This is a genomic window from Mesorhizobium sp. L2C084A000 (genome assembly GCF_000502875.1).
GTDB lineage: Bacteria > Pseudomonadota > Alphaproteobacteria > Rhizobiales > Rhizobiaceae > Mesorhizobium.
The window spans coordinates 20,670-41,573 of sequence record NZ_AYWX01000009.1; the positions used below are offsets into that span (position 1 = coordinate 20,670).

A 20,904-nucleotide genomic window follows, 5' to 3' on the forward strand; every position below is an offset into this window, starting at 1 on the left:
CGAGACATGAGACGGAGGGGCGCCGCGAGGCGCCCTTCTTCATTCAGCGGGCTGTGCGCCGGCAGAGGGGCGACGAAACCGCGTTCGTCCGGCATCGACCGCGCGGCCGAGCCAAAACCTGAGCAACCGCTGTACCGGTTGTTCGCAGGTGCGCCAGATCGCCCACGAAATGAAAAGCATGAGCACGACGCAACCAAGAGCGGCAATCCATTTGCCGACAAGGGGCGTTGCCGCATTGATGGCGAGATAGCCGATCTCCTGATGCAGCAGATAGAGCGGATAGGTCAGCCCGCCCAGCGCCAGGGTGAGCGCCGATGCCCTGACACGGTGGCGCAGCAGCACCGCGCCGATCAGGGCCGCGTGCATGACGGCATTGGCGACGACGAGATTGGCCGAGGAGACGGCAATGCCGTAGTGGTCGAGCATCCAGCGCTGCGTCACCGACAGCGTGCCGCAGGAGATCAGGAACGCGGCGGCAAGCAGCAGCAGGGCCGGCACAGAACGGCCATGCGAATGGATTTGGTGGACCAGCACGCCGGCGGCGAAGAACGGGCCGAACTCGGTGAGGAACAGCAGCCTGGCTCCGCCGCTGCCGATGAAGAACTCGTTCAAGGCCGAGATCGCCAGCCAGATGAAGATCAGCTCCAGCTTGCGTTTCTGGAAGAGCCCGGTGAACAGGGCCAGCGTGATCCATCCGTAGAACACCAGTTCAAGCACGATCGACCAGTAGACGCCGTCCATGAAGGGCTGGCCGAAGGCCGGCGCGAACATCGACAGATTGGCGGCATACTGAACGAAAGAGGCCGAAAGCAGCGGCGACCCGGCAAGGAAGACAATCGCGAAGGTGATCGTCATGCAGAGCAGGAAGCCCGGATAGAGGCGAACGAACCGCGCGATCGCAAACTGATCCCAGCTCCGGTTTTCCGCCGACCAGGCAATGACGAAACCGCTGATCAGGAAGAACAGATTGACGCCGAGATAGCCGTAGAGGGCGAATGGTGCGGCAAGCCGATAGCCTTGCGCAAGGTAGCCTTCGGCGGCAGCGCCGCGAAAGAAATAGTGGAAGAACACGACGGCAAGTGCTGCCGCCAGCCTGAGCAGGTCCAGCGTCGCGATGTAATTTTGTTCCGCAGGTCTGGTGTTCATCCGCATTCCCGCATCTACGGTTCGCAAACCATAGAGCGGATCGCGGCTGCGCGGGTTAAGACGGCTGAATTATCGCCAGATGTAGTAAATACGGACCGTCAGACCGCCGAACCATAGAGGTCATAGGCATCGGCACGGTCGATCTTGACGGTGACGATGTCGCCTTGGCGCAGCGGGCGGCGCGACTGGATGTGCACCGAGCCGTCGATCTCGGGCGCGTCGTATTTGGTGCGGCCCTTTGCCGACGTGCCGTGCGCCTCGTCGATCAGCACCGGCAGGCGCTTGCCGACCTTCCTGGCCAGCTGTGTCGCCGAAATCTTCTGCTGGCGCTGCATGAAGCGGTGCCAGCGCGCGTCCTTGATCTCTTGGGGAACCTGTTCGAGACCGAGATCGTTGGAGCGGGCGCCCCGGACCGGCTCGTATTTGAAGCAGCCGGCGCGATCGATCTTGGCCTCGTCGAGCCAGTCGAGCAGCATCTCGAAATCGTCGTCCGTCTCGCCGGGGAAGCCGACGATGAAGGTCGAGCGGATGGCCAGATCCGGGCAGACCTCACGCCAGCCGCGAATGCGATCGAGCGTCTTTTCGCCGTGTGCCGGCCGGCGCATGTTCTTCAACACCTGCGGCGAAGCGTGCTGGAAGGGGATATCCAGGTAAGGGAGGATCTTGCCCTCTGCCATCAGCGGGATGACGTCGGCGACATGCGGGTAGGGGTAGACATAGTGCATGCGCACCCAGATGCCGAGCTTGCCCAGTTCCTCGGACAGATCGAGGAATTTTGCGCGCACCTCACGGTCGCCGAACATCGACGTCTGGTACTTGATGTCGATGCCGTAGGCGCTGGTGTCCTGCGAGATGACCAGAAGTTCCTTGACCCCGGCCTTGGCCAGTTTCTCGGCCTCGCGCAGCACATCGGCCGCCGGCCGCGAGACGAGGTCGCCACGCAGTGCCGGAATGATGCAGAAGGTACAGCGGTTGTTGCAGCCTTCGGAAATTTTCAGATAGGCGTAGTGGCGCGGCGTCAGCTTGACACCCTGCGGCGGCAAAAGATCGACATAAGGGTCGTGCGAAGGCGGCGCAGCCTCATGCACGGCAGCCATCACGCTCTCATAGGCCTGCGGCCCGGTGATCGCCAGCACATTGGGGTGCTTTTCGCGAATGACGTCCGGCTCGGCACCCAGGCAACCGGTGACGATCACCCGGCCGTTTTCCGAAAGCGCGGAGCCGATGGCGTTGAGCGACTCGTCGCGAGCGGAATCGAGAAAGCCGCAAGTGTTGACGACGACAAGGTCGGCGCCGTCATGCTTGCGGGCGATTTCGTAACCTTCGGCGCGCAGGCGCGTGATGATGCGCTCCGAATCCACAAGGGCCTTCGGGCATCCAAGACTGACAAAACTCACGCGTGGAGCGGACATAGAGCGTTTCCGGGCTTTTCAGGATTGCCGGCGCAGTACCACACTTATTGCGGCATTGGTATGGGCAGACCCGCGATGCGGCAAAACGCACGGCGGTCTTGCTTCCACTGAGTGAAGATGCCGATGTCCGCCAGCCTCAGCCGACCGCACCGTTTACATGCGGCCAGACCTCCACCGCGCCACGATAGACCATGTCCACAGCCACATAGAAAATGATCAGCAGGCCGACATAGGCAATCCAGCGGTGGCGATGCAGCAGCTTGGCAATGAAAGTCGCGGCCAGCCCCATCAGGGCGATCGACAACACAAGGCCGATGACCAGCACCGGAAAATGATCGCGCGCCGCTCCAGCCACCGCCAGCACGTTGTCGAGCGACATCGACACGTCGGCGACGACAATCTGCAAGGCAGCCTGGCCAAGTGTCTTGCGCTTCGTCTTGCCGGCGACCGCCTGGTCGCTGTTGAGGTCCGAATTCGACAGTGCCTCGGTCGCTTCCAACTCGTCGGCATGCGACGTGCGCAGCTCGCGATACATCTTCCAGCAGACCCACAGCAGCAGGATGCCGCCGGCCAGCAGCAGGCCGACGATCGCCAGCAGCTTGACGGTAATTGCGGCAAACCCGATGCGCAGCACCGTTGCCGCCACCACGCCGAGAAGAATCGCCTTCTTGCGTTGTTCGGCAGGCAGGCCGGCCGCGGCGAGGCCGATGACGATCGCATTGTCTCCGGCCAGCACGAGGTCGATGGCGATGACCTGCAGCAGGGCGGTCAGACTGGCAGCGCTGAAAAAAATGTCCATCGACAGGAAGCCCTTGCTGATTTTGCCGAGTGTTCGTCGATTATCCAGAGGCCCTAACTTGGTGGTCCCTTGGCGTCAAGGGTGACGCGTGGCGACATCACCGAAGCATCGTTGCGTCAAGCCGGATCCAAGGCTCGCGGCACTCGCCAACAGCCAGGCAAAACCAGTGGCCGATCGCAAATCAATCGTAGAGATTATACTTTGCCCAGTCGGCTTCCGGAATCTCGTCCCCGATCCGGTAGCGGAGCTGCAAGACTTCCATATGGTCGGGCGCCGTCTGGCACTTGAATTTCAGCCTGTACCACTGCCCCTTGCTGCGAAACGCAGCACCCGGGCTCTTGATGGCATCGGCACCCATCTCGGGCGTCGCAAAGGCGTAGGCGACGACGCGATCGGCTTTGAACTTGCGATCGTCATGGGTAATGCGGTCGAGCACTTCGGCGTCGCAACGCTGTTCAAGACGGGTTTGGGGATCGAGTTTCATCAGACCGGCGCGCAATGCATTGTCCATTGCGCTGGCTGGAAAACTCAGTGTCACTGACGCCAAGGCGGTCATGCAGAGCTTCTTCATGGGCGGGACAAGCAACACATTTTGTCGGAGAAATCAACCGAGCGGACCGCCGCGAGCGCCGCCGGCATCTTCAATCATATGGCCGGTGCGTTCAAAATTGCGTGTCGGGAGTCGTCGTGCGATGCCTGCGGCCAACGGACCAAAGAGGCACGGCCTGCATCGGTGAGATCGTAAAGGCCGCGGTCGACGCGCGCGAACCAGCCATAAACATTGTGCTGTAGGATTTTCGGCGCCATCGGCGTCACCGCCTTCAGATCTCGCGGCCGCCTGGGTCCGTCCACCATGGCCGCAGCGCAGGCGAGGGCGCTTTGACGATAGGCCGTCATGATCGGATTGCGCGATCCTCCTCCGGCAACGGGATCGCCGCGACGGCGCTGGTGCTCGTCAACCAGACGAGAGCGCCGGCGGGCATTCTTGCGCGGCGCCAGCGCGATCGGGCTGAGAAGCACCTCGACCCGGTCCGTCGCGGTCACACCGAGCAGGCCGAAGCCAAGACGGCGGCAGAGATTGCGAAATCTGGCGTCGCTTTCGCGGCCCTTGCCGCGGGCCGACATGCGCGCGGCCAGCCACACCTCGTCGCAGGCCGCCGCGCGATCGACACCTTGCAGCACCAGTTCGAGATTGAACTGCAGCTTCAACTCGCAGATGACGACAACCGGCGGCTCCCCCTCGCGCAATGCAACAACATCGCAGCCGCCGATCTCGCCTTTGACGACGAAGTCGAGGCTTTCGAGGAACCGCTTCACCGGCGCATAGAGAGACGTCTCGTTCATGCCTCAGGGTTTAGCCGATTCGACGCGAAAAGCCTTCCCGTGGTTCGGCGTTCTACGGCCCGAAAGCGGATCGGGGTGGATACCGCACCGTCGGGCCAGCTGTCAGGCTTCGGTGTTCGGCACTGCTCGGTTCAGCTTCCTGCGGCGCAGGAGCGGATAGCCGATCTGACCGAAATAGGTGGAAGGGATCGGATCGTCGACGCCGTACTTGTCCGGCACCTTGTCGCCGGTGGGATTGTAGGTGCCGAACAGCATGTCGAGGAAAGGCAACTGCCCGGCGAAGTTCTTGTCATAGGCTTCGCGCTGGTTGGCATGGTGCCAGCGATGGAACTGCGGGCTGGCGATCAGCCACTTCAAAGGGCCGAACGGAATCCGCACGTTTGAATGCACAAGCAGCGTGTGTCCAAGGTAGATGGTCGAAAAGACGGCGATCGAGGCTTCCGAGAAGCCGAGGAAAAAGATCGGTGTCAGCGATATCGCCTTTGTGACGATGGCGTCGACGGGGTGATTGTGGAAGGCCCCAAGCCAGTCGAGTTCCTCAATGCCGTGGTGAACGGCATGGAACTTCCAAAGCGCGGGGATTTTGTGGAAGGCCCGATGTGTCCAGTAGACGCCGATATCGGTGATCACGATGATTTCGGCAACCTGCAGCCAGACGGGCTGGCCGCTGACGGCCTGCGTTATCGCCGGCGAGACCAGGAGCGCAGCGGCACCGAGCGCGCCTGCCGCCATCATGACGATGGCCAGCTTTATGATGAAGCCGTTGAACAGCAGATAGATCAGATCGACAGCGAAGCCCTTGCGGAAGATCTTCTGCGGCCGCTCGGCAAACAGATGTTCGAACGGAATGAAGATCAGCGCGCAGATCAACAGTGCCTTGATGCCGAAGATATCCATCGATTCGCCTCTGCTGCCGGCGCGCAGCCTGCTCACTCAAGAAGAAGCACATCTCCCTTTCCAAAGGCTAAAGGCTCTTCCTTTTGCGTAGGGCGCCGACGCGCGGAACGTGCGAGCAATGTCGCCGAACGCGACGGCTCGGCGTAATAGGACCGTCGAACGCGGTTCTTTGACACGGCTTCGAACCGTTCGTGTCCTAGCCGTCAAGACCCCAAAGATCCGGGTTGCGTTTGAAATACTCAATCAGCATCTCGGTGAGCACGCGCACTTTCCGCGTAGGATGCTGCCCCGGCGGGCGTACGACATACGCAGCTCCCGGAGGTACCGGATAGCGTGTCATGATCGGGACCAGCGCGCCGGAGGCTACATATTCATGTGTAATGCAATCGGGGAGCCAGGCGATGCCGAGACCTGCCGCCGCCGTCGCGGCAAGCGCCGTGGCGCTGTCGGCCTTGAACCTGCCCTGCGGCTGGACCGTAACAATCTTGTCGCCATCCATGAACTGCCAGGCTTCCGTTCCCTGCATGAGGGCCTGATGGGTGACGAGTTCGTCCGGAGTCTCGGGTGACGCGTGCGCTTTGATGTAATCCGGGCTCGCGACAAGCTTTCCATGGATAGGCCCGACGCGCTTCGCGATCAGGTTGGAGTCCTGAAGGTAGGCGCCCCGGATCGCGCAATCGAAACCCTCTGCGATGAGATCGACGAAGCGATCGCTATAAGAAGTATGGATGTGAAGCTTCGGGTGCAGACGCGCCATTTCCGCGAGCACGGGAGCAAAATGGGTCGCGCCGAAAGTAAGCGGCATGGCAACCCTCAGGCGGCCGCGCAACTCACCGGTGGGGAGGATCGCTTCCCTGGCCGTATCAATCTCGGCGCTGGCTCGGGCCGCATGGTCTCTGAACGTGATGCCCGCTTCTGTAAGCGAGGCGCCGCGGGTCGTTCGTGCAAGCAGCTGGACGCCAAGTTCTGCTTCAACCCGAAAGAGCCGCCGACTGACAATTGACTTGGAGACGCCGAGCCGGCGCGCGGCGGCCGATACGCCCCCGGCATCGGCCACTACGACGAATGTCTGTAGATCCTCGATATCCAATTCTGCGTTCCTCGTTTCGCGACACAGCTTGCCTGATTATGGCACTATCGCATCACCAAAAGGAACAGCAAATTGCGTTCAGGCAACGTCGCCCGCTGGCGCATGTCTCCCGGAAAACCCACGCCGTCCAGGCGGCAGAGAGAGGAAGTTCTTATGACCTTTCGTAACGGCCTTGATTCACTTCTTCGCCCCGAGGATTCGGTCCTCGTTCTGATCGACCACCAGCCCTACCAGCTCTCGAACCTGAACAGCCACGATCCGCATGCAGTGGTCAACAACTCGACGGCCTTGGCAAAGGTCGCAAAGGCCTTCGGCGTTCCCACCATCCTGACCAGCGTCGTTGCCGATCGGGCGGCCTGATCTTCCCCCACATCACCGACGTATTTCCCGGCCAGGAGGTCATCGACCGGACGTTCATCAACACCTGGGAAGACAGGAAGGTCGTGAACGCGGTCAAGGCGACCGGCCGCAGGCAGCTCATCATCGCCGGCCTGTGGACCGAGATCTGCGTCGCCATGCCGGTTATCCAGGCGTTGGGCGAAGGCTGGGACGCCACGGTCATCGCCGACGCCTCGGGCGGCACGTCGGTCGAAGCGCACGAGGTCGCCATCCAACGCATGATCGCGGCCGGCGCAAACATGATGACCTGGCTGGCGCTGGCATCGGAGTGGCAACGCGACTGGGCGCGTACCGAGCACGTCGGCGAGCTGACGGAAGTGCTCAAGCAGCACGCCGCTGGCAGCGGCATCGCGTACCTCTGGGAGCAGCAACTTCTCAACACGCCTGTGCCGAGCACCGCCGGCTGAACTGGGCGGGGTGACGAAAGCGTTGAGCGATCCAGCGCCAACATGCTGAGCCGGGTCACCCCCGCCCACAAGACGAGCCGCCTGAATGCAGGGCGGCCGGCCGTCATCAACGATCACTTCCTCCATCCATTGGCCGCGACTACAGTCGGCGCAGCCTGGCTATCTATCGCCTCATTGAAAGGACCATGGAGATGTTCGGCGGAGCGCTTCCGAGAGGAAATGGACGTCATCTATCCGAACTTCAAAGTCAGCCTGACGCAACAGGGCGCTCGTGATCGATGACCTCGCAGTTCGGATATATCGACTTGGAACAGAGGACCTTGCAACCAATCGACAACCCGCTGGGCACGAGGTTGTCATCATGTCTTAGGTACAAACCGCTACCCATGTCTCCGGGCTGGACAATTCGACGTCTGGCGGAGGAAGTGGGATTCGATTCTTGCTTCCGATCCAAGCAAATCAAGAAATCTAAGAATCGATTGTTACACAGCATGTTACGCGCCAGTCAGACGGTGCGGACACGAGCGCGGCCCTTCCCGAAAATGCTAGTGGTGAATCTGTCTAGCGAGGCAACGGAGCAGTGCACGGTGCCGTTTGCGAAGGCCCTGAGGGAATGATCGTGGAGAAAGGCCGCCTTCAGGATCAGCTAGACGCGCTCAAGGCTCCGCTTCTCGGCAAGCGATATGGATGAGCAACGAACGAGTGCCGGTTCCAGCACCTAAGCTGATTTGCGGCTATTGGCCTTTGGCCGATCTTGGCCGATCCCTTCCTTGGCGAGGCTCTTTCGAAGAACTGAGGCCAAGTCGACCACGTTCTCCTTGGGTTTCGGTACCGGTTTCGGGGGTTTTTTGCCCTTGCGCTTGGCGTCAATCATGGCAATCAACGCGTCCTCGTAGGTGTCCTCGAATTTCGAAGGATCGAACTTTGTCACCTTCTTGTCGATGAGAAGCCCCGCGATTTCGAGCAAATCCGAATCATATTTTGCGCTCTTCACATCGTCGAAGACGGTGTCTTCCGATGTCATCTCATTGTGGGTCCGTAGCTCGGTCAGCAACATCCCTTTTCCAAGGGGCTGTATCAACACTTCGCGCCCGCGCTGATAGAGTACGACGCAGGAGCGTGCCGCAACGCGTTTCTTGGCCATCGCATCGCGCAGGACGGCAAAGGCCTCCAGGGAGGCGCCGTCTGCCGGGATCAAGTAGTATGGTTTCTCGAGATAACGTGTGTCGATCTCGGCAACCGGAACGAAGGAATCGACGTCAAGTGTATGCTGTGACGTCAGCTTCAGTTTCTTTAACTCGTCCGGCTCGACGTGGATGAAATCATCCTTGTCCGCCTCATACCCTTTGATCTGATCCTCGGCTTTGACAACGTCGCCAGTCTCTTCATCGACATAGGCGCTTTTAACGGGTAAACCGTCCTTGCGGTTCAAAATCTTGAAGTCGATCTTGGTTGCCTCGCTTGTGGCACCCACTATCTTTACCCCGCATGACACGGAACCGACCCTCAGAAAGCCCTTCCAGACCGCGCGTGGCGCCACCATGCCGTTTCTCCTAGACGTCGATCCGGCACAACGTCAGGCACACGGTTCTGTTCCTCAACGTTGGCAGTACCCTCGCCAATGTTAGTTATTCTTCACGGTAGTCCAGCAGCTTTGCGTGGCGCAGTTTTTCTTCGCCCTTCAGAAAAACTTGACCCGGCCGACCAAGCCTGGCTTGATCCTCTCGGCCTTGTCTTTCTTTAAGCCCTTCGGCACGGGACGCCGATCTTGCCCTGCACGCGCTCCGACAGGCTGTTGAATATGCCCAGCAGCAGGTTGATAGGCCGGCTCGATGTAGGTCCAGTTTTGGGCTTATGCGAATGTCCGCAAAGCGCCCTCATTCCTGTCGTTTGGGTTGTGTGTTTGCCGGCCTGGAAGCGGACATCGATTTTGTCAGAAATGGCGGACGCGCCGAACCGCGAAGCAGGTCTTTCTTTTGGTTGGCTCAAGCTACGTGGAAGGGGCGCCTTGTCGGCCTTGTGCCTGTCTCGAGATCCAATTCACTGGATTACAGTGGCCTCCATGCCGATGAAATGAAACGCCAACCCCAAAGTCCCATAAGGCGTTACTAATTTAAATTGTTGTTGTGGGCGGGTGGCGAGCTGTTCGTTCTGAACGGCTTCGGTCTGATTTGGGATGAGATATCGTTTCGCGCGCCGGCGGAGCAATGCGCTGTTTTTGTCATTTCGCAATCCATGTCGGGCAAGTGGCCGCCTTACCGGCTCTTGTCAGTGCGTAGGCGCGCGATAGTTTTTGTGGGGAAGGGACTTCGATCAAAAGGAGCCGACGATGGAACACCAAACTCTAAGTCAATTGCAGACAATTGCAGAAGTAGAACCCCTCTCGACATACCCGATCATGACCCGGCAACAGCGTATTGAGCGCTGGGCAGAGTTGCTGGCACAACATCCCGAGCGACGCCTGAGAGCCCTTACCGGCACTGAGTATCTGAAGCGGGAAGCCCGCGACGCAGCACGCGGTGAGGGCTCGCCAATTACAGTGGCCTTCGAGGACCCGCTACTGCGTGCGTTAGGCCTGAAGGATGACACTTATGGGGAAGCAAAGCGCTTCTTCGAACTGTCTGACGGTGAGTTGCATGACATCGTCTGCAGTTGCCATGTCGGAACCACGTTCAGAGGGCAGTGGGCTGCCGCTAGAGTCCGCCGGTCGATTGGAGGGAACAGGTTTCTTAAGTGGCTTAGAGAGAGAATGTGGCACTGAGATCGCCAAGGACGGCGATTGAAGCTCGTTTCAAGCGAGGTGGATGAACGATTGGGCGCCAGTGGCGCGCCGCCGGGGTGACGACGGGGGTCGGCGCCTGTCCCAAAGGTTGTGACGGCTGTGCAGACGGGTGGGGCGCTCCTCGGTCCGGTTTACTCGCGGTGCGTTCCAGGCAAGGCTGCAATACCCCAGGGGCAGGATTTCTGGATTCCTGTTTGCGGCTAGCATCACCACGTAAAGACGTCGATCGTTCGACCATCTGCTGCGCTAACCTCGGCGGCGCCGCCTGGCCTGTATGGCAGCAAAAGTGACTGGGCGAAAATCCCAGGCGTCTACGCCGACGTCGTGCTGGCGCGTCATCGGCTTCAGCCGGCCATGAGAATGGCCGTGCAGGTTTATCGATTTCTTGCCGATCTGGTTCCAGGTGCGGAACGGGTAGTGGCAAAGAACCAAGAAACGGCCCTCGACAGTCAGCTCCTTGTAGTGTTGCACGCTAGCCCAAGCCGAAGCGCGGAGCGTTACCACGCCGTCGTTGTTGCCGATGATGAGGTGCTTGGTGCCGTGGAGGCAGGACAGCAGCGAAGACACTGTCTCGGCCGATCCCCTGGCAAAGTCGCCGAGGTGCCAAACCTCGTCGCTTGGAGCAATAGTCTCGTTCCAAAGTTCAGTCAGTGCCTGGTCATGCGCCGCCAATGAACTGAAGGGGCGGGGGTCGAGCCGCAGAATGCGGGGATCGTTGAAATGCGTGTCGGAGGTGAAGAAGATCATGCGCCGCCGCTGGCTGAGACGAGCGCTCGACGAACGCTTCTAGGTTCGCTTGCCGGAGCGCCTTTTGGGTCCATCATCGATCCTGATTTGGGCTTCCCTGACATCTTGAGTGCCTCTTCCTTGGTGAGGCCGCACTTGCGCGCAAAGTAGAGCGCTTCGATCGCCTTTTCACGATCCGCCGTGGCTTCTGTGTGCTGTTTGGGCTTTTTACCCATCGTTCTCTATCACCTTTGATGCCACCGAACCATCACCGTGCCGGGTTGTTCCCATCCATCGAATCTGCTGACCTGCCGAGCGCGGCAGCCTGATGTCGTCGATAAAACGAGATCCCGAGACCTTAGCAGGCATCAGCTTGGTCGTTTCTATATGGCTCTATATGGCCCATCTGGGAGGCACAGTCGGAGCTCTAAAGTTGCCGAACGCCTTGCAGACGGTTGCTTTTGGCTAGAGCGGGACGCGGCTGGCATCTTCTGCCGAAGGCGGCTCGCGCTCGCGGAGGAACCATGTAACGCGCTTGTTGAATCGTAGTCTGAAGACCAAACCTCGATCACCTCGTGCACCCGACGGTACTGCCATGGCGATCCGGAACCTCGAGGCATGTGGAGAGTTGTCCAGCAGCCCAGCGGAGATCCAAGCCATGGCGCCACCAGATGCCAATCCCGGCGCCGCCGCGCAGCCAAAACGCTCTGGCAAGCGACAACCCCATCACCGGCACGGCACAAGGCCTCCGGAGCAGGATTATCTATCGACGGGCTTCCAACGATATGAAGGACATGGCCCATGAACGTCGCCAACCTGCAATTGGAAGGTTTGCTCATGGCGGTCGCGGCCGTCAATAACGCCTTGGTCCGCAGAGGCCTTCTCTCGGTCGATGATATCGACACGGCGTTGAAAAACGCCGAAGCCTCGTTCACGGTTGATGAGCGCCTCTTCGAGGATATGTCGCCTGCTAACCGCGACGCAGTGTGTTTCCCTTTGCGTCTTTTGCGGCTGGCTAACACCAAGCAGTTCGAAGCGAGTGTGCCACCGTTTTCCGAGCTGGCCAGGCAGGTGGGGATCACCAAGCAGCCTAACAACGACCAGATGTGAGGGAGGAAGGTCGACCTGCGCGGCTGGCCTCGAAAGACTTGATGAACGATGACCCTGTAGATTCGCTCGCCAACGCAATTCGCCATCGCAGCGCAATTCTGTTTGTTGGGGCAGGGGTGTCGATCAGTGTTGGACTACCCTCCTGGGAGAAGCTGATAGAGCGAATGGCAAAGGAGCTCGGCGTCGACGACGAATTTTCCACGCGACGCGATCGCTTTCAAACCCTGGCCGAGTACTATCGGATCAAGCATGGCAGCATCGGGCCACTTCGCAGTTGGATGGACAGAAACTGGTCCGTCCCCAAGGACCGGATCGAGAAATCCGAGTTGCATCGTCTCATCGTGAGGCTCGACTTCCCTGTCATCTACACAACTAATTATGACCGGAACCTAGAACTGGCTTATGAGATATACGGCCGGGACTACGTGAAAGTGGCCAATGCACGTGATGTAGCGCAGGCCCGCCAAGGCGTTACCCACATCGTCAAGTTCCATGGTGATTTCGACGAGGATTCGTCCCTCGTCCTCACCGAAACGGACTACCTCGATCGCCTGTCCTTCAATTCTCCGCTGGACGTGCGTTTTCGCTCGGATGCACTCGGCAGCACGATCCTCTTCATTGGCTATAGCCTTTCCGACCCAAATATTCGGTTGCTGTTGCACCGTCTCTGGCAGACGTGGCATCGGTCCGGCTATGAGAAAGATCGCCCGCCCTCGTTCATCCTCATGACCAGCCGAAACCCTGTGGAGGAGGCCGTTCTTGGGCGTTGGGGCATTTCGGTCGTCGTCGGCGAAATCGACGAGCCGCAAGCTGCTTTGATGGACTTCCTCAGCCGGCTGGCGGAGATGGTTGGGGATGGGGAAGTGTCGCAAAACAGCGAGCAATAGGAACTATCGGGGTAAACGGCAGTTCGGCGAGCTCTCAAGAAACGGCCGCATAGCAGAGAGCTCCGTCCGGAATTTCAATGTTCAATTCCGGCCCTCAACATCTTGCCGCACATGACGTGCTTCGCCTGGCTCTTGAGTTAGATGGAGATGTCCTTGGCTCGACCTGCATGTCGGGATGCTAAATCGCGGCACGGAGAAACTGAAAACTGCCTTTCCTTCGAAGTGCCTTTCACACCGGTAACGCCTCAACCTCAATGCGCGTTGCGCCGAGCTCGGCGCAACGCGCGATCGCTTATTCGGCAAATGACCGACCGATCAACGCTTGGCGTTCTCACTCTCCGAGTCGGTCCGCGCGAGGAACTGTTCGGTTGTCGCTGGAATATGGCTTTTCAGCCAGTCCGCCATCGCGACTTCCTCACGCAGGTTCTCTTCGCAGACCTGGGCGACCTCTGCTTCACCTAGCGATTTGGCAGCGGCGATAAGGATCGTGTAGGAGGCGATTTCCATGTGCTCGAACGTGTAGCTTGCAAGCGATCCTTTCATCACTTCGTCACCGGCGAAGACCCCACTGAGCGACTGCGCCATTGCCGTCAGCTTGCCGCCGGCATCCTTCAATGTGGAAGATCCTTGTCCGATGCGGTCGAGACAAGTTTCCAGCCGAGCAGCCTGCTGTCTGGTCTCCTGAACGTGCTGGCGAATCCGGTCGCTGAGCTCAGGATAGTTCTCAATTCGGTTCAGCTGCCCATTCAACATGGTCTCGGCCTGCTCCTCCATAGCGTGAGCATCCCTAAGCCATTGGACAAGCCATTCGCGCGATTCTGACATTTTTCATTCTCCTTCACGGGTCGGCCAGAACTTTCAAAGGGAGATATTGTTCCTCATCGGTTGAGCTGCGGCCTCGGCCTGTATCGCGAGCCTTTTGCTGGTCGGCGCTGGATTCAGCCTCCTGGACCTCGGGCGATGGGAATTGCCGCGGCGCGCTGAAACGCATTATGCAGAATGACCGAAGCTGCTGCCGTCACCGCGTTCGGCGATGGGTATCTCTACGAGTTTCGTGTCGGCTCGTATTCTGCTGCCACGCTGCCATGTGTCAGGCTAAGCTGGGTCTTGCCCGAGATGGCCGGCATTTACCGTTTGTCTTGCGAAAACAGCCCGTTGGCTCAGCGAGGCCCCGGGTTCACCAGCGGAGTTCTTGTTTTCACGAACGAATTGCAATGGAACGTCACGGCGTTTCGCAGGTTGGTAATGGAATTTCGCAACCAAGGAAACGAGCCATGACTTCTTCAGACAATTCTTCAGTTGGCATATCACCCCGTCCCGAAAAATCGGGTGGCAGGAGCCCGCCAAAGCAGGCGACACCTTCACCGGCCGCAGAGAAAACCTCTGGAGCAGGTCCTGCGATGGCCGAGCATTCGAAAGACGCCAAGGCGCCCAAAGGCGGTCGTCAGCCTGGGGCTTATGTCAAGGATTAGACGGCCGAGCTGCGTTGAGTTTCGGCTGGCCGCCATAGTCGAAGCACGAGGAGGTTCTTATGCAGATGATGGAAATTGTCGTCAGCCGAGACCAGGCTCCGGTCGTGGAATTCCGCGGGGAGGGCGGCGAGTGGATTACAGTCACCCTGCAGGCCGGGCATAGTCTTCCCGACGACGAACTCATCGCAAAGGCCAAGGCTATGATGATTCAAGTCGCTCAGTTCGGGATGGACCAGACCAACAGTGCAGCGATGTCTGACCGGTTGTCGGCTGATGAGGTGATACAATCCGGAATGTCGGGATAGAATAGCGGGAAGGCGAACAACGACCGCCGGGGCAGCCTTGCGCAACGGAGCGGGCAATAGTTCCATGCAGACCGATCGAAGATGGGAGCATGCGGATCGACGAGCGCTCGGTGGGCGCAAACTGGCATCCGGCGGCCTTGCTCCGATACGCAGATGGGGATGGCTGGAGCCATTATCGCGATCATCAGCCAAGCCCACCATGAGCATATCCCCTTGCTGATTGGGAAAGTGACGACATTGCGGAACTTCGGATCGCCGCCGCGCTTAATCCGGCGGAGGAGTTATCCGATGAACGCGACCAAAGTGTTTTTTGAAACCTGGCTGCAGGAGAATGTCGGCACTCTTGCTGGCAAAGAGGAAGTGAGCTTCGCCGTGCTTGTCCAGCAATTCGAGCAGGATGCCGAAGCGGCCGGTTATGGTCGCGAGGTGCGTGAGGACGAGCTCGGTAACATTGAAGATGCGATCGAACAAGCGCTAAAGAACGCCCGAACTAGGGTGCATGGTGACGCCGATGGCGAACCCACCGATGTGGCAGCCCTCATGGATGCGCTGGAGGTCGAAGATGCCAAAAGCGGGCCGTAGGCCTTACCAGATTAGCTCTATTCGTTTGTCGAAGTTGCCGGGGTAGCCCTATGGAGCAGTTTCGCAAGGACATGGCCGCCTTGGCAGAGCCGGCTTTCTGGGTGACGATTGGTTTGCTTCTGGTCCCGTATGCGCTTGGAACGGTGCTGCTCGTTTGGACCTGCGGCTGCCTGTAGTTTGCTACTGACACACCCGTAGCGGTTCAATGGCTCTAACGCCCGAATTCCCTACAATACCGAGCTGATGCGCTTGCGGGGGCCCTGTGCTGCAGCAAAGTCTGAACGATCTCGTCGCGAGAAAAGTTCTCGTCGACACTAGGCTCCTTTGCTCCCGGTAACAATATCGCGTTGACAGCTTTTTGCGAGAGGGGGGAAGGCCGCCGTTCAGTTCAGGCGCCGACGCTATCTGCGCTCTCATAGTTCCAGCTACGGCCCCCAACACCATGCTCCGATCACGCGCCTGAGCATCCGCGCGTGTCCCTACATCGAAAATAGCCCTGCAGCTTGCGAGTTGCCTTGGAACACTTGTGTCATAGGAGAACCAAGATGGCCATCGCACAAGCCGCCAACGACAACCACCAGCCGGGCGAGAAACCGGAACATGCAACCGAAATCTCACTCAAAGCGGCGATAGACCAGTTTAGGGCGGGACGCAGGTGCAAAATGGCACCACGGGCAACGAGAATCGGGGCGAGGCACTGAGATGCCGCGGATCAATGATGACGGTCGCAACGAGAATACCACATCGGCTGCAGCACTCATTGTCGACAAGGAACGTGCTGAGCGCGCCGCCAAGACGGCGCGGTTGAAGGAGCCTCGCCTCGCACAAGCCATCACGCCCGGTCCCAGCCAACGCAAGCCGCGTGTCACCAAAAGGTTCGCAGGATTTTTGTTGCTGGCTAGGAGGTGTCCGTGACTCGCAATCACGACAAGGAAAGATACGACCGCGCCAAACGTATCAGCCAAGAGATGCTGGACGCTGAACGAGCGGAACGAGCCGAGAAGACGGCGCGGCTGAGACAAGCAAGGCTTGCACAGCATCTGGTGGAGACGTCGCCGGCGCAACCGCAAATTCATCGCAAATCCATCCAGGCTCTCAAAAAGAGAAGCCGTAAAGTGATTGAAGTATTTTAGGCTCTCCACATCCGTGCAGAACCACGGCGCGGCGTTTAAATTCGACCAAGAGCGTCTATCAATACCAATGGCGAGCAATCGCGGGGACTTTGCATCTCCGCACCTCGCCATTAAAGCTGCGAGCGAAGCCTGCTCGCAAAGTAGTCGGTGACCTTTTCGCTTAGCGGACGAGCTTGCCATTCTTCCACACTGACCTGCCTTGATCGTTTCAAGTCCTCGTTGAAAACGTCTATTTGCGTCCGCGCGAATTCCATGCCGTAGACATTCAGAGTGGCCTCATCGTTGAGGCGCAAGGAACGCTCATCCAAATTAGCCGAGCCAAAGCTCACCCAGACATCGTCGACGATCAAAAGCTTCGGATGGTACATTGTGGGTTGGAACTCAAAGATGCGCACACCGGCCTTGAGCAATTCGCCCCAGAAGTAACGTGAACCCTTTCGCACTATAGGCACGTCCGTCAGCCAATTGGGAACGATGACATCGACCGAGACGCCTCGCCTCCTTGCATCACGAATCTGCTGCAGGGCTATGTCGTCCGGCACGAAGTAGGCCATGCCGATGCGCAGATGATCCTTGGCCGCGGCTATTGCCGCCAACATCATCAACTCCATGTTCTCCGAGCCGTTTGGCTGCGAAGAAAGTATTAGCTGGGCATCGAGCCCACCAGCGGGCGCAACTGCAGGGTAGAACTTCGCGCCCTGCAATGTCTCGCCGGTCGTCTCAAGCCAGTTTTCGGCGAACGCCGCCTGGAATGCGGCCACGGCGGGTCCTTCGATCCGGTAATGCGTGTCGCGCCATTCATTAGAGTTGCGTGCGTTCCCGCGCCAATTATCGGCAATGCCGACCCCGCCAGTGAAAGCGACCCGGCCATCGACGATCAGCAGCTTGCGATGAGTTCGGTTGTTTACACGGCCCAACGTATACCAGCGTAGCGGCCGATAGCGTTCGAACCTCACACCGGCCGTGGTCATGATGTGGATCAAGTCCTCGTCGAAGGGAAGGCTGCCAACCCCGTCGACGTTCACGCGGACTTCGACGCCTTCGCTGGCCTTGGTTGCCAATGCGATCGCGAACTCGTAGCCGATGGCTCCCGACCAATAAATATATGTCTCGATGTCGACGCTGGATCGAGCCGCCCCGATTGCTTGCAGCATTGACGGAAATATTTCGTCCCCGTTGATGAGAGTTTGGACCGCATTGGAACCGAACATCTGCCCTTGCGAATAGCTGCTCATCGTCTTGGAAAATTGGGGATCCGTAGCGTCAAACCGGTGGGGAACGATTGATCGTAAAACGCGCGACTCTGGAGTGAGATTTATGATCAACACCGTGAGCAGGCTGGCGATAGCGGCAATGGCCAGATAGATGAGCACCTTTCGCCAGAACTCAATGCCGGAGGTCTTCTTGCGGGCGCCTGACGCAACGGAACCGAAAGGCTGCACGTCAATCGCCCCGCTGCTGGCGATGGCGATGTTTCTCGATCTCCTCGGGCTCTTCATCGTCGATCCGCGTGATGTTTGAAGCCGCGTGATCTGACCGCAGAATCTCGTCAAGCTTGGCGTGGATCGCTTGAGTGTCGCGGTGCTCCGCGCGCTGGATGAACAGCGTCATCGCCCAAGTAAACAATGTAGCGGCTCCATGCCAATCTAAGCTCTGTCGCTCGAAAATCATCCAAAGGATTGCATAGGCCAGCAACACCAGGAACGCTGCAGGACGGGAAGTCAATGTGCCGATTGAGGTAAGGGCGCTCGTGACCGGATGATTTGCCATTCCAAAGAACTCGGGGCAGTGCCCCTGGTTCCCGCGGTGCATTATATCGCCCCGCCATGAATCAACAAAAGGTACAGTTGAGCAGCGCGCGCTTTCCAGGTGTCCTGCGTCGGCCTCCACATGCCGTCCGGCATCGAGAACGGTCTCGATTTGGATAGTCTCGCCAAGCGTTCGGTTCAGCAAACGCTCATATCGGCGACGAGGCGATTTGGACAGCCGCTTCGGCACCTGCGGTTGCGCTTGGTAAATTCTCTGCACGTTGTGCCCCATCATCGCGCCGTGAAGAGTTATAGTCGCTGGAGTATAGCGCTTCGCCGTCTACACCTTGCGCGAAGGTTAAGCGATGAATGGGCCGTGGAGCATCTTCACGCATGAACAACGGCCGAGTGCATCATAGTTTAATGACAGCTGGTGGGCTGTCCCGCATAAAGCCGTGGTCAGCGGCTGTGTAACGGGTTTCGCTGCTTGGGAGCGACTGTCCCACTCTCGCCATTTGGAGGAGCCTGATGCTTAACCGACCCATCCGCGTGAACACAGAAGCTCTCTACCCCAGTGACCTGAACATCCTTCGCGCGGCATTTGACGCGCTGTGCCAGGAATTTGCTATTTTGCCTGACACGGCGGCGGCCTATGCCGTCGCAAGAGAGTTGATCAGGCTGTTCCAAACAGGAATGACGGAAGCGGCCACGCTGATGATTGCCGTGCGCGCACGTTGGCGGGACGATTGGGAGATGGGACGCAGCAACGCTGCCTGACGTTGGATGGTCATGCGAACACCACCCGCTGCATCCTTTTCGACACCGCCGCGTTGACCGTCAAACCTGCCAGAAATGGCCGATCCGCTGGCACACCGACTGGAGCAACCGATGCCGAAATTTCGCTTCGAGTTTATCGAAGGCATGTCGCAGCCTGCAATCTTCGCCGATATGGCTGATCGAGATGAGGCTGTCAGGGAGGCGAAGCGCGCTGCCAAAGAGGCCATGCTCGACGGAATTGTCGACGGCGTGGACCCGACCAGTTGGGTGACGAAGGTTTACGATGAGGCAGGCTATCTCGTCGCCACTGTCGGATTCCAGGATCTGGTCGCTGCGCCCAAGGATACGGAAGAGTTCAAGGAAACAGAGGAGCCTGGCGTCTTGCGGTCGGGTTGAAGCCTGGTGTCTCTACGCTGTCGCCATCGAGCCGGATGTCCCGAACACCGCCCTTGGAACATCGTACGAACCAAATCGTTCGCCGGTGATGCGCCGAACCATGCACGATAGCCACGTCAGTCGACCGGCCGCCGAGACCGAAGATGTCCTGATCGTCGGAGGCGGGCCGGCAGGACTCACCGCCGCTCAATATCTGGCCCGTTTTCGCCATCGCGTGCTGGTGATCGATGCCGGCGATCCTCGCGCCGCCTTGATCCCAACGAGCCATAACTGTCCTGGCTTTCCCGAAGGGATAAGTGGAGCCGATATTCTGGATCGCCTTCGACGTCACGCCACCTTGTATGGAGCCACTCTGGTTGGAGGGCAGGTCTATTCCCTCGCCCCTGCCTATGGGGGGTTCGTCACTGAGACCTCGATTGGCGCAATCCGGACACGCAAGGTGTTTTTGGCGACAGGGATCACCGACACGACACCCGTCATTCCGCGTCTACGCGAGGCAATTGCCGCAGGTGTCATTCGACTCTGCCCGGTATGCGATGGGTATGAGGCGATCGACCAGAAGATTGCGGTCGTCGGGCACGACGTGAGAGCCTTGAAAGAGGCCATTTTTCTCAGTCGGTTTACACCGCTCATAACGATGCTTGGGAGCGACGCATCCGACTTTTCGATCAGCACTCGTCGTGCGGCGAGCGCCAGAGGCATAGTCGTCGGTGACGCTCTCGACACGCTCTGTCCGGCAGCAGACGGCTGCGAGGCGATTTTGAAAGATGGGACGTCATACCGCTTCGATGCCATTTATCTGGCACTGGGATGCAAGGTTCGTTCTCAACTCGCCGAGGCCGTTGGCGCAAGATGTTGTAAAGACGGCTATGTCACAGTCGACGAGCATCAGCAGAGTTCCATCCACGGCATGTACGCCATCGGTGACGTTGTCAAAGCGTTGAACCAGATAGCCGTCGCTTTTGGACAGGCTGCCATTGCCGCGTCGCATGCCCATATAGAGCTGGAGAGCGCCGAGCGGGCTGGATTTGCAGATCAGCCTTCTCAATGAACATGAGACCACGCGGCTGATCGGGATGTCGGCCGCTTGACGGCGCGTCGAAACGTCTCGAGCCCGGCCGACAAGAAGTTGCCGCGCCCTGCAATCGCAGCAGATGATCCCGCCAACAGTTACAGCCGCGGAACATTCACTGCGGCACGAGGTTTTGGCTGCAGGCCTACAATCCTCCCTCAGTGTCTGGGCCTTGAGGCTGCCGAAGCAGCTTCGGCCCGTCTCGGCTTTGTCCGGGGCGGGCTTTCCATCTAAGAAAACACGTGGAACATTCTTTCTCGTCCAGCGTTAGCGCGCGCCGGACGACCTGTTCTGCGATTCTTGCTGGCCGGCATCAGAGGTTGCAACCATAGCTTCAGCCCGCCTCGGCCCCTCTCGAGACGGGCGGCGCGCGGAGTTGAGATGCGATGCATAGAGACGCCTTCACGCCATCAGAAGTTG

At 59.1% G+C, this 20,904-nt stretch carries 24 protein-coding genes and 2 pseudogenes; 13 read left to right on the forward strand and 13 right to left on the reverse strand.

Translation table 11 applies throughout. From position 1 onward, the window contains the following. Positions 1–39 precede the first annotated feature (39 nt). The 7 genes from X735_RS148120 to X735_RS148090 form a co-directional block, all read right to left on the reverse strand. Entirely contained in the window at positions 40–1,146 is a 1,107-nt protein-coding gene (locus tag X735_RS148120) for an acyltransferase (RefSeq protein ID WP_023811890.1), read from the reverse strand. Between the two features lie 98 nt (positions 1,147–1,244). After that, complete coding sequence (rimO, locus tag X735_RS148115) at positions 1,245–2,558, reverse strand: 30S ribosomal protein S12 methylthiotransferase RimO (protein WP_023811891.1); 1,314 nt, start codon at positions 2,556–2,558, stop codon at positions 1,245–1,247. A 136-nt stretch (positions 2,559–2,694) separates the two neighbouring features. Continuing rightward, positions 2,695–3,357, reverse strand: a complete 663-nt coding sequence (locus X735_RS148110) for a TerC family protein (RefSeq protein ID WP_023811892.1) — start codon at positions 3,355–3,357, stop codon at positions 2,695–2,697. A 181-nt stretch (positions 3,358–3,538) separates the two neighbouring features. After that, on the reverse strand, positions 3,539–3,946 hold the full coding sequence (locus X735_RS148105) for a DUF930 domain-containing protein (RefSeq protein WP_032909322.1): 408 nt from the start codon (positions 3,944–3,946) through the stop codon (positions 3,539–3,541). Between the two features lie 56 nt (positions 3,947–4,002). After that, positions 4,003–4,701 carry a DUF2161 domain-containing phosphodiesterase gene (locus X735_RS148100; RefSeq protein ID WP_023811894.1) on the reverse strand — a complete coding sequence of 233 codons (699 nt, stop codon included), beginning with the start codon at positions 4,699–4,701 and terminating at the stop codon, positions 4,003–4,005. A 102-nt stretch (positions 4,702–4,803) separates the two neighbouring features. After that, on the reverse strand, positions 4,804–5,598 hold the full coding sequence (locus X735_RS148095) for a sterol desaturase family protein (protein ID WP_023811895.1): 795 nt from the start codon (positions 5,596–5,598) through the stop codon (positions 4,804–4,806). 196 nt (positions 5,599–5,794) lie between these two features. Further along, positions 5,795–6,688, reverse strand: a complete 894-nt coding sequence (locus tag X735_RS148090; RefSeq protein WP_023811896.1) for a LysR family transcriptional regulator — start codon at positions 6,686–6,688, stop codon at positions 5,795–5,797. A gap of 153 nt (positions 6,689–6,841) precedes the next feature. Here X735_RS148090 and X735_RS01000000165965 point away from each other — a divergent pair. Beyond that, a pseudogene (locus X735_RS01000000165965) lies at positions 6,842–7,494 on the forward strand (hydrolase). Positions 7,495–8,212: 718 nt separating this feature from the next. Here X735_RS01000000165965 and X735_RS148085 read toward each other — a convergent pair. Then, entirely contained in the window at positions 8,213–9,037 is an 825-nt protein-coding gene (locus tag X735_RS148085; protein WP_023811897.1) for a Ku protein, read from the reverse strand. A 786-nt stretch (positions 9,038–9,823) separates the two neighbouring features. Between X735_RS148085 and X735_RS1000000169835 the strand changes: the two genes are divergently transcribed. Further along, positions 9,824–10,255 (forward strand): hypothetical protein, encoded by a 432-nt coding sequence (locus X735_RS1000000169835; protein ID WP_023811898.1) that lies wholly within the window; start codon positions 9,824–9,826, stop codon positions 10,253–10,255. Between the two features lie 267 nt (positions 10,256–10,522). Here X735_RS1000000169835 and X735_RS148075 read toward each other — a convergent pair whose 3' ends face one another. Both X735_RS148075 and X735_RS1000000167640 read right to left on the reverse strand, forming a co-directional pair. Next, positions 10,523–11,023 (reverse strand): metallophosphoesterase family protein, encoded by a 501-nt coding sequence (locus tag X735_RS148075; RefSeq protein WP_023811899.1) that lies wholly within the window; start codon positions 11,021–11,023, stop codon positions 10,523–10,525. Continuing rightward, positions 11,020–11,238, reverse strand: a complete 219-nt coding sequence (locus X735_RS1000000167640) for a hypothetical protein (RefSeq protein ID WP_196815334.1) — start codon at positions 11,236–11,238, stop codon at positions 11,020–11,022. Before X735_RS1000000167640 ends, X735_RS148075 begins: the two co-directional genes overlap by 4 nt. 565 nt (positions 11,239–11,803) lie before the next feature. Between X735_RS1000000167640 and X735_RS148070 the strand changes: the two genes are divergently transcribed. From X735_RS148070 to X735_RS1000000169290, 3 genes and pseudogenes are all read left to right on the forward strand, one after another. Continuing rightward, positions 11,804–12,112, forward strand: coding sequence for a hypothetical protein (locus tag X735_RS148070; protein WP_023811900.1), 309 nt, complete (start codon positions 11,804–11,806; stop codon positions 12,110–12,112). A gap of 41 nt (positions 12,113–12,153) precedes the next feature. Continuing rightward, complete coding sequence (locus X735_RS148065; protein WP_050592710.1) at positions 12,154–12,999, forward strand: SIR2 family protein; 846 nt, start codon at positions 12,154–12,156, stop codon at positions 12,997–12,999. Between the two features lie 49 nt (positions 13,000–13,048). After that, positions 13,049–13,201, forward strand: a pseudogene (locus X735_RS1000000169290) (NADH-quinone oxidoreductase subunit D); the annotation flags it as partial. A 113-nt stretch (positions 13,202–13,314) separates the two neighbouring features. Here X735_RS1000000169290 and X735_RS148060 read toward each other — a convergent pair. Next, a complete protein-coding gene (locus X735_RS148060; RefSeq protein ID WP_023811902.1) occupies positions 13,315–13,824 on the reverse strand; it encodes a DUF892 family protein in 510 nt (169 codons plus the stop codon). Between the two features lie 174 nt (positions 13,825–13,998). On the opposite strand from X735_RS148060, the gene X735_RS148055 reads away from it, so the two are divergent. From X735_RS148055 to X735_RS0134390, 5 genes are all read left to right on the forward strand, one after another. Further along, entirely contained in the window at positions 13,999–14,277 is a 279-nt protein-coding gene (locus tag X735_RS148055) for a hypothetical protein (RefSeq protein WP_023811903.1), read from the forward strand. Positions 14,278–14,530: 253 nt separating this feature from the next. Beyond that, the gene (locus X735_RS148050; RefSeq protein ID WP_023811904.1) at positions 14,531–14,776 is read left to right on the forward strand and encodes a hypothetical protein; all 246 of its coding nucleotides are present in this window, start codon (positions 14,531–14,533) and stop codon (positions 14,774–14,776) included. Between the two features lie 288 nt (positions 14,777–15,064). Continuing rightward, positions 15,065–15,358 (forward strand): hypothetical protein, encoded by a 294-nt coding sequence (locus X735_RS148045; protein WP_023811905.1) that lies wholly within the window; start codon positions 15,065–15,067, stop codon positions 15,356–15,358. A gap of 50 nt (positions 15,359–15,408) precedes the next feature. Next, complete coding sequence (locus X735_RS1000000170265; protein WP_023811906.1) at positions 15,409–15,534, forward strand: hypothetical protein; 126 nt, start codon at positions 15,409–15,411, stop codon at positions 15,532–15,534. Positions 15,535–16,269: 735 nt separating this feature from the next. Then, a complete protein-coding gene (locus X735_RS0134390; RefSeq protein ID WP_081734899.1) occupies positions 16,270–16,491 on the forward strand; it encodes a hypothetical protein in 222 nt (73 codons plus the stop codon). Between the two features lie 110 nt (positions 16,492–16,601). Here X735_RS0134390 and X735_RS148040 read toward each other — a convergent pair whose 3' ends face one another. Both X735_RS148040 and X735_RS1000000170410 read right to left on the reverse strand, forming a co-directional pair. After that, a complete protein-coding gene (locus X735_RS148040) occupies positions 16,602–17,990 on the reverse strand; it encodes a phospholipase D-like domain-containing protein (RefSeq protein WP_023811907.1) in 1,389 nt (462 codons plus the stop codon). After that, positions 17,935–18,519 (reverse strand): low affinity iron permease family protein, encoded by a 585-nt coding sequence (locus X735_RS1000000170410; protein WP_348625594.1) that lies wholly within the window; start codon positions 18,517–18,519, stop codon positions 17,935–17,937. Before X735_RS1000000170410 ends, X735_RS148040 begins: the two co-directional genes overlap by 56 nt. 248 nt (positions 18,520–18,767) lie before the next feature. On the opposite strand from X735_RS1000000170410, the gene X735_RS148030 reads away from it, so the two are divergent. The 3 genes from X735_RS148030 to X735_RS148020 all read left to right on the forward strand — a co-directional run bounded on the left by X735_RS148030 (position 18,768) and on the right by X735_RS148020 (position 20,463). Further along, complete coding sequence (locus X735_RS148030) at positions 18,768–19,016, forward strand: hypothetical protein (RefSeq protein WP_023811909.1); 249 nt, start codon at positions 18,768–18,770, stop codon at positions 19,014–19,016. 111 nt (positions 19,017–19,127) lie between these two features. After that, on the forward strand, positions 19,128–19,412 hold the full coding sequence (locus X735_RS148025; RefSeq protein WP_023811910.1) for a hypothetical protein: 285 nt from the start codon (positions 19,128–19,130) through the stop codon (positions 19,410–19,412). 100 nt (positions 19,413–19,512) lie between these two features. Continuing rightward, a complete protein-coding gene (locus tag X735_RS148020) occupies positions 19,513–20,463 on the forward strand; it encodes an NAD(P)/FAD-dependent oxidoreductase (RefSeq protein WP_245273233.1) in 951 nt (316 codons plus the stop codon). Positions 20,464–20,904 lie beyond the last annotated feature (441 nt).

Coding starts and splice junctions, on each gene's coding strand:
- X735_RS148120 (WP_023811890.1), bottom strand. CDS start 1,146: ATGAACACCAGACCTGCGGAACAAAATTACATCGCGACGCTGGACCTG.
- rimO (WP_023811891.1), bottom strand. CDS start 2,558: ATGTCCGCTCCACGCGTGAGTTTTGTCAGTCTTGGATGCCCGAAGGCC.
- X735_RS148110 (WP_023811892.1), bottom strand. CDS start 3,357: ATGGACATTTTTTTCAGCGCTGCCAGTCTGACCGCCCTGCTGCAGGTC.
- X735_RS148100 (WP_023811894.1), bottom strand. CDS start 4,701: ATGAACGAGACGTCTCTCTATGCGCCGGTGAAGCGGTTCCTCGAAAGC.
- X735_RS148095 (WP_023811895.1), bottom strand. CDS start 5,598: ATGGATATCTTCGGCATCAAGGCACTGTTGATCTGCGCGCTGATCTTC.
- X735_RS148085 (WP_023811897.1), bottom strand. CDS start 9,037: ATGGTGGCGCCACGCGCGGTCTGGAAGGGCTTTCTGAGGGTCGGTTCC.
- X735_RS1000000169835 (WP_023811898.1), top strand. CDS start 9,824: ATGGAACACCAAACTCTAAGTCAATTGCAGACAATTGCAGAAGTAGAA.
- X735_RS148075 (WP_023811899.1), bottom strand. CDS start 11,023: ATGATCTTCTTCACCTCCGACACGCATTTCAACGATCCCCGCATTCTG.
- X735_RS1000000167640 (WP_196815334.1), bottom strand. CDS start 11,238: ATGGGTAAAAAGCCCAAACAGCACACAGAAGCCACGGCGGATCGTGAA.
- X735_RS148070 (WP_023811900.1), top strand. CDS start 11,804: ATGAACGTCGCCAACCTGCAATTGGAAGGTTTGCTCATGGCGGTCGCG.
- X735_RS148065 (WP_050592710.1), top strand. CDS start 12,154: ATGAACGATGACCCTGTAGATTCGCTCGCCAACGCAATTCGCCATCGC.
- X735_RS148060 (WP_023811902.1), bottom strand. CDS start 13,824: ATGTCAGAATCGCGCGAATGGCTTGTCCAATGGCTTAGGGATGCTCAC.
- X735_RS148055 (WP_023811903.1), top strand. CDS start 13,999: ATGACCGAAGCTGCTGCCGTCACCGCGTTCGGCGATGGGTATCTCTAC.
- X735_RS148050 (WP_023811904.1), top strand. CDS start 14,531: ATGCAGATGATGGAAATTGTCGTCAGCCGAGACCAGGCTCCGGTCGTG.
- X735_RS148045 (WP_023811905.1), top strand. CDS start 15,065: ATGAACGCGACCAAAGTGTTTTTTGAAACCTGGCTGCAGGAGAATGTC.
- X735_RS1000000170265 (WP_023811906.1), top strand. CDS start 15,409: ATGGAGCAGTTTCGCAAGGACATGGCCGCCTTGGCAGAGCCGGCTTTC.
- X735_RS148040 (WP_023811907.1), bottom strand. CDS start 17,990: ATGAAGAGCCCGAGGAGATCGAGAAACATCGCCATCGCCAGCAGCGGG.
- X735_RS148030 (WP_023811909.1), top strand. CDS start 18,768: ATGCTTAACCGACCCATCCGCGTGAACACAGAAGCTCTCTACCCCAGT.
- X735_RS148025 (WP_023811910.1), top strand. CDS start 19,128: ATGCCGAAATTTCGCTTCGAGTTTATCGAAGGCATGTCGCAGCCTGCA.
- X735_RS148020 (WP_245273233.1), top strand. CDS start 19,513: ATGCACGATAGCCACGTCAGTCGACCGGCCGCCGAGACCGAAGATGTC.